The 13,880-nt window shown below is 64.0% G+C and carries 12 protein-coding genes and 1 tRNA gene; 2 read left to right on the plus strand and 11 right to left on the minus strand.

All coding sequences use genetic code 11. The features are described from left to right. Positions 1-28: 28 nt before the first annotated feature. The 5 genes from asd to leuC all read right to left on the minus strand — a co-directional run bounded on the left by asd (position 29) and on the right by leuC (position 5,328). Positions 29-1,141 carry an aspartate-semialdehyde dehydrogenase gene (gene asd, locus ACGLHT_RS28070; RefSeq protein WP_274120116.1) on the minus strand — a complete coding sequence of 371 codons (1,113 nt, stop codon included), beginning with the start codon at positions 1,139-1,141 and terminating at the stop codon, positions 29-31. Positions 1,142-1,204: 63 nt separating this feature from the next. Continuing rightward, positions 1,205-2,287, minus strand: a complete 1,083-nt coding sequence (gene leuB / locus ACGLHT_RS28075; protein ID WP_025338238.1) for a 3-isopropylmalate dehydrogenase — start codon at positions 2,285-2,287, stop codon at positions 1,205-1,207. 54 nt (positions 2,288-2,341) lie between these two features. Further along, complete coding sequence (locus ACGLHT_RS28080; RefSeq protein ID WP_274120115.1) at positions 2,342-3,106, minus strand: class I SAM-dependent methyltransferase; 765 nt, start codon at positions 3,104-3,106, stop codon at positions 2,342-2,344. Between the two features lie 147 nt (positions 3,107-3,253). After that, positions 3,254-3,898, minus strand: a complete 645-nt coding sequence (gene leuD, locus ACGLHT_RS28085) for a 3-isopropylmalate dehydratase small subunit (protein ID WP_015269431.1) — start codon at positions 3,896-3,898, stop codon at positions 3,254-3,256. Continuing rightward, positions 3,895-5,328, minus strand: coding sequence for a 3-isopropylmalate dehydratase large subunit (gene leuC / locus ACGLHT_RS28090; protein WP_013971600.1), 1,434 nt, complete (start codon positions 5,326-5,328; stop codon positions 3,895-3,897). The genes leuD and leuC overlap by 4 nt, the downstream gene beginning before the upstream one ends. A 131-nt stretch (positions 5,329-5,459) precedes the next feature. Between leuC and ACGLHT_RS28095 the strand changes: the two genes are divergently transcribed. Then, positions 5,460-6,338 carry a LysR family transcriptional regulator gene (locus ACGLHT_RS28095; RefSeq protein ID WP_274120114.1) on the plus strand — a complete coding sequence of 293 codons (879 nt, stop codon included), beginning with the start codon at positions 5,460-5,462 and terminating at the stop codon, positions 6,336-6,338. A gap of 62 nt (positions 6,339-6,400) precedes the next feature. Next, the gene (locus tag ACGLHT_RS28100) at positions 6,401-9,697 is read left to right on the plus strand and encodes a PAS domain S-box protein (RefSeq protein ID WP_274120113.1); all 3,297 of its coding nucleotides are present in this window, start codon (positions 6,401-6,403) and stop codon (positions 9,695-9,697) included. 220 nt (positions 9,698-9,917) lie between these two features. On the opposite strand, the gene ACGLHT_RS28105 is transcribed toward ACGLHT_RS28100, so the two are convergent. The 6 genes from ACGLHT_RS28105 to ACGLHT_RS28130 form a co-directional block, all read right to left on the minus strand. Then, complete coding sequence (locus tag ACGLHT_RS28105; RefSeq protein ID WP_084785084.1) at positions 9,918-10,361, minus strand: Hsp20 family protein; 444 nt, start codon at positions 10,359-10,361, stop codon at positions 9,918-9,920. 234 nt (positions 10,362-10,595) lie between these two features. Further along, complete coding sequence (locus tag ACGLHT_RS28110) at positions 10,596-11,567, minus strand: tRNA-dihydrouridine synthase (protein ID WP_274120112.1); 972 nt, start codon at positions 11,565-11,567, stop codon at positions 10,596-10,598. 51 nt (positions 11,568-11,618) lie between these two features. After that, positions 11,619-12,053 carry a thioesterase family protein gene (locus ACGLHT_RS28115; RefSeq protein ID WP_046617041.1) on the minus strand — a complete coding sequence of 145 codons (435 nt, stop codon included), beginning with the start codon at positions 12,051-12,053 and terminating at the stop codon, positions 11,619-11,621. A 140-nt stretch (positions 12,054-12,193) separates the two neighbouring features. Beyond that, the gene (locus ACGLHT_RS28120) at positions 12,194-13,075 is read right to left on the minus strand and encodes an alpha/beta fold hydrolase (protein WP_274120111.1); all 882 of its coding nucleotides are present in this window, start codon (positions 13,073-13,075) and stop codon (positions 12,194-12,196) included. 15 nt (positions 13,076-13,090) lie between these two features. Beyond that, the gene (locus tag ACGLHT_RS28125; protein WP_013971594.1) at positions 13,091-13,630 is read right to left on the minus strand and encodes a TetR/AcrR family transcriptional regulator; all 540 of its coding nucleotides are present in this window, start codon (positions 13,628-13,630) and stop codon (positions 13,091-13,093) included. A gap of 173 nt (positions 13,631-13,803) precedes the next feature. After that, a tRNA-Glu gene (locus ACGLHT_RS28130) sits at positions 13,804-13,879 on the minus strand. Position 13,880: the final 1 nt, after the last annotated feature.

The following is a 13,880-nucleotide window of genomic DNA, read 5'->3' on the forward strand; positions in this document are numbered from 1 at the left end:
GCGCGGGTTTTCGGTCAGACCGAAACGATCAACGCTCCAGCAGAATCCGCAGCATGCGACGCAGCGGCTCGGCCGCGCCCCACAGCAGCTGGTCACCTACGGTGAACGCGCCCAGGTACTGGGAACCCAGGTTCAGCTTGCGCAGGCGGCCAACCGGGATGTTCAGGGTGCCGGTAACCTTGGTCGGGCTCAGCTCCTGCATGCTGATTTCACGCTGGTTAGGCACCAGCTTCACCCAAGGGTTGTGCTGGCTGATCATGCCTTCGATGTCGGCCAGCGGCACGTCCTTGTTCAACTTGATGGTCAGCGCCTGGCTGTGGCAACGCATGGCGCCGATGCGCACGCAGATGCCGTCGACCGGGATCGGGCTCTTGAAGCGGCCGAGGATCTTGTTGGTCTCGGCCTGGGCCTTCCACTCTTCACGGCTCTGTCCGTTCGGCAGTTCCTTGTCGATCCACGGGATCAGGCTGCCAGCCAGCGGCACGCCAAAGTTCTCGGTCGGGAAGGCTTCGCTGCGCATGGTCTCGGCAACCTTGCGGTCGATGTCGAGGATGGCGCTGGCCGGGTTGGCCAGGTCATCGGCAACGGCAGCATGGGTAGCACCCATCTGCTTGATCAGCTCGCGCATGTTCTGCGCGCCGGCACCCGAGGCCGCCTGGTAGGTCATGGCGCTCATCCACTCGACCAGGCCGGCTTCGAACAGGCCACCCAGGCCCATCAGCATCAGGCTGACGGTGCAGTTGCCGCCGATGTAGTTCTTGGTGCCCGCGTCCAGCTGCTGGTCGATGACCTTGCGGTTGACCGGGTCGAGGATGATCACCGCGTCATCCTGCATGCGCAGGGACGAGGCGGCGTCGATCCAGTAACCCTGCCAGCCGGCTTCACGCAGCTTGGGGAAGACCTCGTTGGTGTAGTCGCCGCCCTGGCAGGTCAGGATCACGTCGAGGGTCTTGAGTTCTTCAATCGAATAAGCGTCCTTGAGCGGAGCTGTATCCTTGCCCACGTTCGGGCCCTGGCCGCCAACATTGGAGGTGGTGAAGAACACCGGCTCGATGAGGTCGAAATCCTGCTCCTCCAGCATCCGCTGCATGAGCACGGAACCGACCATACCGCGCCAACCGATCAGACCTACACGTTTCATCGCAACTACACCTTTGCTAAAAGTGGGCCGCCACCGGGAATTTTGGGTGGCGGGCCAGAGAGATTACAGATTCCGCAGCGCTGCGACTACTGCGTCGCCCATTTCCTGCGTACCAACTTTGCGGCAGCCTTCCGAGAAGATGTCGCCGGTGCGCAGGCCCTGGTCCAGGACCAGGCTCACGGCCTTCTCGATCGCCTCGGCGGCAGCCGACTGATTGAAGCTGTAACGCAGCATCATCGACACCGACAGGATGGTCGCCAGCGGGTTGGCGATGCCAAGGCCTGCGATGTCCGGTGCCGAGCCGTGGCACGGCTCGTACATGCCCTTGTTGTCGGCATCCAGCGACGCCGAAGGCAGCATGCCGATGGAACCGGTCAGCATGGAAGCTTCATCCGACAGAATGTCACCGAACATGTTGTCGGTCACCATCACATCGAACTGCTTGGGCGCACGCACCAGCTGCATGGCGGCGTTGTCGACGTACATGTGGCTAAGTTCCACATCCGGGTAGTCCTTGGCCACGTCCTCGACCACTTCACGCCACAGCTGGCTGGAAGCCAGGACGTTGGCCTTGTCCACCGAGCACAGCTTCTTGCCACGCACGCGGGCCATGTCGAAGCCGACACGGGCGATGCGGCGCACTTCGCTTTCGCTGTACGGCAGGGTGTCGTAGGCCTGGCGCTCGCCGTTTTCCAGCTCGCGCTGGCCACGCGGGGCACCGAAGTAGATACCGCCGGTCAGCTCACGGACGATGAGGATGTCCAGGCCGGAAACGATCTCTGGCTTGAGCGACGAGGCATCGGCCAGTTGCGGGTAGAGGATGGCCGGGCGCAGGTTGGCGAACAGGCCCAGTTGCGAACGGATTTTCAGCAGGCCGCGCTCGGGGCGGATGTCACGCTCGATCTTGTCCCACTTCGGCCCGCCCACTGCGCCCAGCAGCACGGCATCGGCCTTGCGCGCACGCTCCAGGGTCTCGTCGGCCAGCGGTACGCCGTGCTTGTCGATGGCGGCACCACCGATCACATCGTGCTCCAGGCTGAAGCCGAGCTGGAACTTGTCGTTGGCCAGCTCCAGCACCTTGACCGCCTCGGCCATGATTTCCGGGCCGATACCGTCACCTGGGAGAATCAGAATCTGCTTGCTCATGCTTTCCTCTATCCAATCACGCGGTGCGGCCAAGCGGGCCCCACCGAAAAGTTCTTAACGCTCGGCCCACAACACCAGCACATCGGTGCTGAACGAACCATCGGCCTCGATCTGGTAATACTGCCGTACTTCTTCACCCATGGCTTGCTGCAATTGGCGAATTGCCACGCGCATTGGCTCGGGGGTGCGCATGCGCTCGACCCAGCTGGAAAACTCCAGGCGCAGCGGCTGGCGGGCGTGGCTGCGTACATGCAGGCCAGCCTCGCTGACCTGGCGTTGCCATTCGGCGGCGGAATAATCGCGCACGTGGCTGGTGTCGCGCAGTACTTCGACCGTTTGCAGGTAGGTGTCGAGCAGCGGGCTGCCCGGCGACATCACGTCGATGAACGCTGCCACACCACCCGGCTTGAGCACCCGGCGCACTTCGCGCAGGGCCAGGCCCAGGTCACTCCAGTGGTGGGCCGAGTAGCGGCTGAAGACGAAGTCGAACGAAGCGTCGGCGAACGGCAGGCGTTCGGCGGCACCGCGCTCGGTGGTGATATTAGCCAGGCCGCGCTCGGCGGCGGCACTGGCGACCACGTCGAGCATGGCCTGGGAGAGGTCGTAGGCGACCACTTCGGCGGCCAACGGAGCGACGTGGAAGCTGACATGACCGGCGCCGCAGCCCAGGTCCAGCACGCGGGCATGGCCCTGCCCCGCCAGCGCGGCCTGCAGCAGGGCAAATTCACTGCCCTGGGCGTGCACGGCGCTGCTGAGGTAGGCGCTGGCCTGTTCGCCGAACTGGCGTTGGACCACATCGGTGTGCTGGGTGCTGGTCATGTCTCGATCCTTCTGGTTTCGGGTTGTCTCTACTGGCCCTATCGCCGGCAAGCCAGCTCCCACAGAGAACCTACAGCCTTCAGACCTGTGGAGTTCCTGTGGGAGCTGGCTTGCCGGCGATGAGGCCAGCAAACCCAACTACATCATTCAGGCATCCCGGAACAGCCAAGGCTGCCCGGCGCGGTGCTTGCCTTCGAAGGCCTTGATCGCATCGCTGTCCTGCAGGGTCAGGCCGATGTCGTCCAGGCCGTTGAGCAGGCAGTGCTTGCGGAACGCATCGATCTCGAAGTGCAGCACCTTGCCATCCGGACGGGTCACCGCCTGCGCCTGCAGGTCGATGGTCAGCTGATAGCCCGGAATGGCTTCGACCTGCTTGAACAGCTCGTCGACTTCCTCGTCGCTGAGGATGATCGGCAGCAAGCCGTTCTTGAAGCTGTTGTTGAAGAAGATGTCGGCAAAGCTCGGCGCGATCACGCTGCGGAAGCCGTACTCGTCCAGCGCCCATGGGGCGTGCTCACGGCTGGAGCCGCAACCGAAGTTCTCCCGCGCCAGCAACACGCTGGCACCCTGGTAGCGTTCGTGGTTGAGCACGAACTCCTTGTTCAACGGGCGCTTGCTGTTGTCCTGGTAAGGCTGGCCCACATCCAGGTAACGCCACTCGTCGAACAGGTTGGGGCCGAAGCCGGTGCGCTTGATCGACTTCAAAAACTGCTTGGGGATGATCTGGTCGGTGTCGACGTTGGCACGGTCCAACGGCGCGACGAGGCCAGTGTGCTGGGTAAAGGCTTTCATGCTGCGCTCCCTTGGATCAACTCGCGGACATCGATGAAGTGGCCGGTCACCGCGGCGGCGGCGGCCATGGCCGGGCTGACCAGGTGGGTACGGCCACCGGCACCCTGACGGCCTTCGAAGTTGCGGTTGGAGGTGGACGCGCAGTGCTCGCCGCTTTCCAGGCGGTCCGGGTTCATCGCCAGGCACATCGAGCAGCCTGGTTCACGCCATTCGAAACCGGCTTCGAGGAAGATCTTGTCCAGGCCTTCCCGCTCGGCCTGGGCCTTGACCAGGCCCGAGCCCGGCACCACCAGCGCCTGCTTGACGTTGGCAGCGACCTTGCGGCCCTTGGCGATTTCGGCGGCGGCGCGCAGGTCTTCGATGCGCGAGTTGGTGCACGAGCCGATGAATACGCGGTCGAGCTTGATATCGGTGATCGCCTGGTTGGCGGCGAGGCCCATGTACTTGAGGGCACGCTCGATCGAACCACGCTTGATCAGGTCAGGCTCGGCAGCCGGGTCCGGCACGCGCTGGTCGACGGCGAGGACCATCTCCGGCGAAGTGCCCCAGCTGACCTGCGGCTTGATTTGCGCAGCGTCGAGCTCGACCACGGTGTCGAACACCGCATCAGCGTCGGAAACCAGGCCTTTCCAGGCTTCGACCGCCTGCTTCCACTGCTCGCCCTTCGGCGCGTACGGGCGGCCTTCGACATAGGCAACGGTGGTGTCGTCCACCGCCACCAGGCCTACGCGGGCACCGGCTTCGATGGACATGTTGCAGATGGTCATGCGGCCTTCCATCGACAATTCGCGGATGGCGCTGCCAGCAAATTCCATGGCGTGGCCGTTACCACCGGCAGTACCGATCTTGCCGATCACGGCCAGGACGATGTCCTTGGCGGTAACGCCGGCAGGCAGCTGGCCTTCCACGCGCACCAGCATGTTCTTCATCTTCTTTGCGACCAGGCATTGGGTAGCGAGCACGTGCTCTACTTCGGAGGTGCCGATGCCGTGGGCCAGGGCACCGAAGGCGCCGTGGGTGGAAGTGTGCGAGTCACCGCAGACCACGGTCATGCCAGGCAAGGTGGCACCCTGCTCCGGGCTGATGACATGGACGATACCCTGACGCTCGTCATTCATCTTGAATTCGACGATGCCGTATTCGTCACAGTTCTCGTCGAGGGTCTGCACCTGCAGGCGCGACACCTGGTCGACGATGGCCTCGATACCGCCCTTGCGCTCTGGCGTGGTCGGCACGTTGTGGTCCGGCGTGGCGATGTTGGCATCGATGCGCCAGGGTTTGCGGTTGGCCAGGCGCAGGCCTTCGAAGGCCTGGGGCGACGTCACTTCGTGGATGATGTGACGGTCGATGTAGATCAAGGACGAGCCGTCATCACGGCGCTTGACCTCATGGGCTTCCCAGAGTTTGTCGTAGAGCGTTTTGCCAGCCATCAGACTGTTCCTCATCAGCGTCTTTCTATGCCAAAGACCCCTTGGCTTGTGCGGTCGATGCTAGGGGGTTAAATTGAATAACTCAAATTCATAATTTTTATGCTTTGGATAACCCACAGGAATACAATCCCATGGATCTGGCGAACCTTGGCGCCTTCATCGCGATTGCCGAAACCGGTAGCTTTTCCGGGGCGGCCGACCGCCTGTTCCTGACCCAACCGGCCGTCAGCAAGCGCATCGCCGGGCTGGAACAGCAACTGGATGTGCGCCTGTTCGACCGGCTGGGCCGCGAGGTGACCCTGACCGAGGCCGGACGCGCCTTGCTGCCCCGCGCCTACCAGATCCTCAACGTCCTCGATGATACCCGGCGCGCACTGACCAATTTGACCGGGGAAGTGAGTGGTCGGCTGACCCTGGCCACCAGCCACCATATCGGCTTGCACCGCCTTCCCCCGCTATTGCGGGCTTTCACTCGGGAATACCCGGCAGTGGCGCTGGATATTCAGTTCATGGATTCGGAACAGGCCTACGACGAAATCCTCCATGGCCGCGCCGAGATTGCCGTTATCACCCTGGCGCCCGAGCCGCACCACCTGGTCAAGGCCGTGCCGGTGTGGGACGACGCCCTGGACTTCGTCGCCGCCCCCGAGCACCCGCTGGCCAACAACCATACGGTCAGCCTGGCCGATGTCGCCCGCCACCCGGCCGTGTTCCCCGGCGGCAACACCTTTACCCACCATATTGTCCAGCGCCTGTTCGAAAGCCAGGGCCTGACGCCGAACATCGCCATGAGCACCAACTATCTGGAAACCATCAAGATGATGGTGTCGATCGGCCTGGCCTGGAGCGTGCTGCCGCGCACCATGCTCGACGAACAGGTTGCACCCATCGCCTTGCCGGGCATACAGCTGTCACGCCAGCTAGGCTACATTTTGCACACGGAGCGTACGCTATCGAACGCGGCCAGGGCATTCATGGCCCTGCTCGACAGCCACGCAGGGCCCGCCTGACCGGTCGTCAGCCCGGTATTGCCACCTCCAAGGACGCGTCACACGCCAAAGGTCTGGTACCGATGCCCAAATCAGCGAATCGCTTTTTGCGCCTGCCGCGCATACCTGCGGCCGACCCTCAGGAGTCCGAGCAGGCCTGGCAGAACGCCCCGCAACTGCTGGCCGCGCTCAACGGCGCGCGGCTGGGGGCCTGGCTATGGGATATCGAAAGCGGCCGGGTCAGCTGGTCACGGGGCACCCAGGCCCTGTTCGGCTTCGACCCGCAGCGCCCCCTGCCCGCCGATGTCGATTACCTCGACCTGCTACCCGAGGAAGACCGCGCGCGTACACGCCAGGTGTTCCAGGCAGTGTTCAACGGCGAACCGGTAGAACAGGCCATGCGCCACCGTATCCGCTGGCCGGACGGTAGCCTGCACTGGCTGGAGATCAACGGCAGCCTGACCCACGACCCGAACGGCCGGCCGCAGATGATCGGGGTGATCCGCGAAATCACCCGCCAGCGCGAGCGGGAAACGGCGCTGATCAATTCGGAAAAACGCTTCGCCACCCTGTTCCACCTCAGCCCAAATGCCATTTTGCTCACCCGCCGCCACGACGGCATGATCTTCGAGGTCAATCAGCACTTCGAAGACATGTTCGGCTGGCCCGGCAGCCAGGTGATCGGCAAGACCAGCCTGGAACTGGGCCTGTGGGTCAACCCCGAACAGCGCCATCAGGTGCTGGAATCGACCCGGGCCAACAGCGGCCCGCTGATCCTCGAGGTGCAGTTCCGCGCCATCAGCGGCAAGGTGCATGATGGCATCCTCTGCACCCAGGGCATCGAACTGGAAGGCGTGACCTTCCTCATCAGCACTTTCGTCGACACCACCGAACGCAAGCGCGCCGAGCAGGCCCTGAAGGACAGCCAGGAGCGCCTGGACCTGGCCCTGGACTCGGCACAGCTGGGCACCTGGGACTGGCATATTCCCAGCGGCATGCTTTACGGTTCGGCGCGAGCCGCTCAGCTGCACGGCCTGCCGCCCATCCCGTTTCACGAATCGTTCGACGCGTTTTTCGAAGGGGTCCCGGAGCAAGAGCGCAATTCGATGCGTCAGGCCTACCGCAGCCTGCGCGAAGGGCCTGCCGGCAACTACCAGATCACCTACCGGGTACAGCTGGAAAACGGCATCTCGCGCTATATCGAAAGCCGCGCCCGGCTGTACCGCGACGAACAGGGCAACCCGCTGCGCATGGCCGGCACCTTGCTCGACATCACCGACCAGGTGGAACGCGAACAGCGCCTGAGCGCTTCGGAAGAGAAGTTCGCCAGCCTGTTCCAGGTAAGCCCCGACCCAATCTGTGTCACCCGCCAGGACACCGGGCAGTTCATCGAGATCAACCCGGCGTTCACCCAGACCTTCGGCTGGGGCACCGACCAGGTGATCGGCCGCACTGCCGAGGAAATCGGCCTGTGGGCGGAGTCAGTCGAGCGCGCGCAACGCATCGAGCGGGTAATCCGCGAGCAGGCCCTGAGCAACGTCGCCGTGGTGGTCAACCACCGCAATGGCGCACCGCTGACCTGCGTGATTTCCAGCCGCCTGATCACCGTCGATGACCAGCCCTGCAGCGTCACCACCCTGCGCGACATCACCCAGCAGCAGCGCGCCGAGGCAGCGCTGAAGTCCAGCGAGGAGAAGTTTGCCAAGGCCTTCCACTCCAGCCCTGACGCCATCACCATCACCGAACGCTACAGCGGTCGCTACCTGGAAATCAACGACGGTTTCTGCCGCCTGACCGGCTACAACGCCGCCGACGTGGTCGGCCGCACGGTGTACGAGATCGGCATCTGGGCCGACGACAAGCAGCGCAGCGCCCTGCTGGCCGAGTTGCGCGAGCGTGGCCGGGTGCATCATCGCGAGATGCTCGGGCGCAACAAGCGTGGCGATATCCTTACCGTGGAGGTGTCGGTGGAGCCGATCACCCTCAACGAGGTGGACTGCCTGCTGCTGACCGCCCGCGATGTCAGCCAGCTGAAGAACGCCCAGGCACAGATTCGCCACCTGGCCTACCACGACCCGCTGACCAACCTGCCCAACCGTGCCCTGCTGATGGACCGCCTGAGCCAGCAGATCGCCCTGCTCAGGCGCCACAACCTGCGCGGCGCCCTGCTGTTCCTCGACCTTGACCACTTCAAGCACATCAACGACTCGCTGGGCCACCCGGTGGGCGACACGGTGCTGAAGATCATCACCGCGCGGCTGGAAGCCAGCGTGCGTCTGGAAGACACCGTGGCGCGCCTGGGTGGCGACGAGTTCGTGGTATTGCTCAGCGGCCTGGAAGGCAGCCGCGAGCTGGTCGAAGAGAAAGTCCGCGGGCTGGCCGACACCCTGCGCGAACTGCTGGCCGAGCCGATGTCGCTGGACGGCCAGCGCCTGCAGGTGACACCCAGCATCGGTGTGGCGCTGATCCCTGACCACGGCGCCACCCCGGCCGACCTGCTCAAGCGTGCCGATATCGCCCTGTACCGGGCCAAGGACTCCGGGCGCAACACCACCCAGCTGTTCCATACCACCATGCAGAAGGCTGCCAGCGAGCGCCTGCGCATGGAAAACGACCTGCGCCTGGCCCTGGCCCGCGGCGAGCTGGCGCTGCACTTCCAGCCACAGGTGGATGCCCGCGACAACCGCATCGTCGGCGCCGAGGTGCTGCTGCGCTGGCACCATCCGCAACTGGGTCAGCAGCCACCCGCGCAATTCATTCAGGTGCTGGAAGAAAGCGGCCTGATCCTTGAAGTTGGCAGCTGGATCCTCGACGAAGCTTGCGATGCCTGCGCGCGCATGCTCGGCGACGGGTTGATCGACGCCGATGATTTCAGCCTGTGCGTGAACATCAGCCCACGGCAGTTCCGTCAGAACGACTTTGTCGGGCGGGTACTGCGCAGCCTGGACGATTACCGCCTGCCGCGGCAGATGCTCAAGCTGGAAATCACCGAAGGCATCGTCATCCAGAACCTGGAAGACACCATCAGCAAGATGCGCGAACTGAAGCGCTACGGGGTGAGCTTTGCCATGGATGACTTCGGCACCGGCTATTCCTCGCTGACCTACCTGAAACGCCTGCCAGTGGATGCGCTGAAGATCGACCAGACTTTCGTACGCGATGCATCGGTGGACCCCAACGACGCCGAAATCGTCCGCGCCATCGTCGCCATGGCCCGCAGCCTGGACCTGGCGGTGATTGCCGAAGGGGTGGAGCTGACCGAGCAGCTGGAGTTCCTGGAACGGCTGGGGTGCCACCTGTACCAAGGGTACTTGCACAGCCGGCCGCTGCCGTTGCCGGAGTTCCGGCAGATGTTGCTGGAAGCGCCGGCGGATTACTGACCGAACGACTGACGCGACTTTGGTGACGCTGACGCAGCCCCTGTAGGAGCGGCCTTGTGTCGCGATGGGCTGCGCAGCAGCCCCGGCAATCGATGCTGGAACCAAGATTTTGGGGCTGCTGCGCAGCCCATCGCGACACAAGGCCGCTCCTACAAGGGGACCGTGGGAACGGACACAAAAAAGGGCACCCCTGGGGGTGCCCTTTTTCACATCTACACGATCAGTTCAGCGCTGGCTTGTCGCCGTTGATCGGAATGCGCTTGGCCTTGGCTTCTTCAGGCACGATGCGCAGCAGATCGATGCTGAGCAGACCATTGGCCAGGCCGGCGGCCTTGACTTCGATATGGTCGGCCAGGCGGAACGACAGCTTGAAGGCGCGCTGCGCGATACCCTGATGCAGGTAGGTCACTTCAGCAGCACCATTGTCGCGCTTGCCACCGGTCACGGTCAGGACACCTTTTTCAACCTGCAGGTCGAGGTCCTCTTCCTGGAAACCGGCTGCAGCAACCACGATGCGGTAGTGGTCATCGCCATGCTTTTCCACGTTGTAGGGCGGGTAGCTGCTACCGGCCTCGTTACGTGCCGCGGATTCGAACAGGTCGTTGAAACGGTCGAAACCAACGGAATGGCGGAACAGTGGAGCGAGAGAGAAAGCGGTGGTCATGGTCATGAACTCCTGAGATTCAGCAAGTAAGTCATTACGCGACCCGACTTCGGCATCGCGTACTCAAGAGATATGGCCGAGGGAAATGCTTTCAAGGGGGGAGCAGAAAAAATCTGGATTCCTGTGTTGGGCTTGATGGCCTCTTCGCGGGTAAACCCGCTCCCACAGGGAGCTCACACATTCCAAAACCTGCGCCGAACCTGTGGGAGCGGGTTTACCCGCGAAAGGGCCGGATCAGGCAACACAAGCCTCCGAGGAAACCGCCTCAACCCCCAGCAACCGGCTGATCCGCGCACAGTCATCCTCCCGCCGCAATTCGGAAAACAGCACAACCGCTTCGGGATAACTGCGGGTCAGCATCGCCAGCCACTGCTTCATCCGCCCCGGCGCATAGCGCGGCGACAACTTGGCCTGGGCCTGGCGCCAGAACTCGCGCAGCAATGGCAGCAGGTCGTCCCAGCTCATCGGCTGGTACTCCCGCCCGTCACGCGCCGCGGCAATCTGCAGCCCCAGGTCGGGGCGCGAAACCAGCCCACGGCCCAGCATGATGTCTTCAGCGCCACTGACCTCACGACAGCGCCGCCAGTCGTCCACGGTCCAGATCTCGCCATTGGCGAACACCGGCACCTTGACCACATCCTGCACCCGCGCCACCCACTCCCAGTGGGCCGGCGGCTTGTAGCCCTCGACCTTGGTCCGTGCATGCACCACCAGGTGCGCCGAGCCGCCTTCGGCCAGCGCCGTAGCACACTCCAGCGCGCCATCGGGGCTGTCGAAACCCAGGCGCATCTTCGAGGTGACCGGGATATGCGCCGGCACGGCACGGCGCACTTCACGCACAATGGCGTGCAGCAGCTCCGGCTCCTTGAGCAGCACCGCTCCACCACGCGACTTGTTCACGGTCTTGGCCGGGCAACCAAAGTTCAGGTCGATCACCGGCGCGCCCAACTCGCAGGCCAGCGCGGCGTTTTCCGCCAGGCACACAGGATCCGAGCCCAACAGTTGCACACGCATGGGCACCCCTGCGGCAGTCCGCGCGCCATTGCGCAACTCGGGTGCCAGCTTGTCGAACGATGAAGGCGGCAGCAGGCGGTCGCACACGCGAATGAACTCGGTGACGCACCAGTCGATACCGCCCACGCGGGTCAGCACGTCGCGCAGGATGTTGTCGACCAGCCCCTCCATGGGGGCCAGGGCAATTTGCATGTCGGGGTCTCGGCGGAAAAAGCCGGCAGTCTAACAAAAATTGCCGGTGTTTCAGGCGCCGATCAGCGCCGGGCCGTAACCGTCGAGGAACTCCGCCGGCATGCGCCTGGGCTTGCCGCTGGACAGCTCGATGCAGGCAAAGGTGGTCTGGGCGCGCAGCAAGGTCACGCCGTCGCGCGGGCGCTTGAGCTGGAAGCGCCGGGTCATGCGCAGGCGCTGGTCCCAGTCGATGATCCAGGTGGCCAGTTGCAGCTCGTCATCCTCATAGGCAGCGGCCAGGTAGTCGATTTCGTGGCGCACCACGGCCATGGCCCGGTCCAGCCGGCGATATTCAGCCAGGTCCAGGCCCAGGCGCTGGGAGTGGCGCCAGGCGCAGCGCTCCAGCCAGGTGACGTAGACCGCGTTGTTGGCGTGGCCAAGGCCGTCGATATCCTCGCTGCCAACGCGCAGGTCGATGACGAAAGGTGTTGCCAGGTCCCAGCTCATGTTCGCTTCCTTGGAGCAAAAGTGGATTTAGCAGGGACGGCCGAGGGAAAGTCCAGCCCTTCTGCACTTGCCTGCGGGGCTATGCGATCCCTGTAGGAGCGGCCTTGTGTCGCGATGGGGCGCGCAGCGGCCCCAAAATCTCAGTCCCGACACAGATTGCCGGGGCTGCTGCGCAGCCCATCGCGACACAAGGCCGCTCCTACAGGGACCGCGCCAGCCCGGGCCAGCAGCTCCAGCACCGCTGCACTCAGGCGCGGATCGGACAGCACCCGCTGGTGGCCACCCGCCTCCAGCAGCATCAGGCGGCTATCGAACCAGGCCTTGTGGATAACCTGGGCCTCATCGGCTGCCACCAACGCATCATCGGCGACATGCACCACCAGCCCAGGCAACTCCAGCTGATAACCCGTCACATCCAGCCGCGCAATCTGCATGCCCACATCCCGCTCCACCTGGCGGATGAATGCCGCCCGCGCCCGCGCCGGCAACCCCAGGCGATGGGCAAAGCCACGCAGTACGCCCAACAGCCGCGCCGGAGCGGCAATGCTGACCGCTGCCTCTGTGCGCAGCCCCATCTGCAGGGCCAGCAATACACTGGCGCCGCCCATGGAATGGCCAATAACCGCGCGCAGCGGCGGCAGTTCGGCGGCAGCCTCCAGCAGCGCTCGGGCAAACAGCACCACATTTGCCTGCTCGCCGGGCGAACGCCCATGCCCCGGCCCCTCCAGCGACACCACGGTATGCCCGGCCTGGACCAAGGTTTCGATCAACGCGGCAAACTGGGTCGGGCGCCCTTCCCAGCCGTGCATCAGCAACACGGTCGGCCCCTTGCCCCAGCGCAGGGCCGACAAGCCGAAGCGCAGGGTGATGCGCTCGGCACTGGCCAGCACGGGCAACTCCCAATCCCGTGGTGGCAGGTTGCGCGGGGTCATGAAGGCACGGCGCATCTTGCCCGCGACGTGCTCGGGGGCCAGGCGGCCCAGGGTGCCATTGACACCACGAATCCAGCTCAGGGTAGTCATCGCCATGCTCCAGGGTTAAAGCACCGCCGATTTGGCGGCGCGCAGAATACGATCAGACAGCTCGCTGGTGCCCAGGGCACGGGCCAGCGCCAGGCCGCCAACCATCAGGGCCAGGTCAGCCAAAGCCTTGTCGGCGTCCTCGGGGCGGTCGACCATGGCAGCAGCCATCAACTCGATGTGCTCGGCCAGCACCTCGCGGAAGGCCTCCGGCAGGCGCTGCATCTCACCCAGCGAGTTGGGCAGCGGGCAGGCATGCACTTCGGCATCACGGTGCTTGCGCGACAGGTAGAAGGCACTGGCCAGCGCCCGCCGCCCGGCGCCATCAAGGCTGGGGTCGATCTGCGCGAGCAAGGCGCGGCGCTCGCCCAGCAACTGACGGAACGCTTCGAGCATCAACTCGTCCTTGCTGTCGAAATGGGCGTAGAAGCCACCGACGGTCAGGCCTGCCGCCCCCATGACCTGGCTGACGCTAGGCTCGGCCGGGCCGTGCTGGATCAGCGCACTTCGCGCCGCCTCGAGAATGCGCTCGCGGGTTCTGCTCTTCTTGTCGCTCATCAGGCCACTCGCCGATCAAAATATGACGATCGAAATATTATTTACATAATATTTTTTGGCAAGCAGAATCTGCAGCCGCCTGTCGGTCGCGAAATTTTGAGTCGGGAAGAAAAACAAAAGGCCCATTCAATAATCGAATGAGCCTTAAAAGTCCCGCAAAACGCGGGTAAACGTGGCGTCCCCTAGGGGACTCGAACCCCTGTTACCGCCGTGAAAGGGCGGTGTCCTAGGCCACTAGACGAAGGGGACG

Source organism: Pseudomonas sp. PsB (assembly GCF_043658375.1).
Lineage (GTDB): Bacteria > Pseudomonadota > Gammaproteobacteria > Pseudomonadales > Pseudomonadaceae > Aquipseudomonas > Aquipseudomonas putida_Z.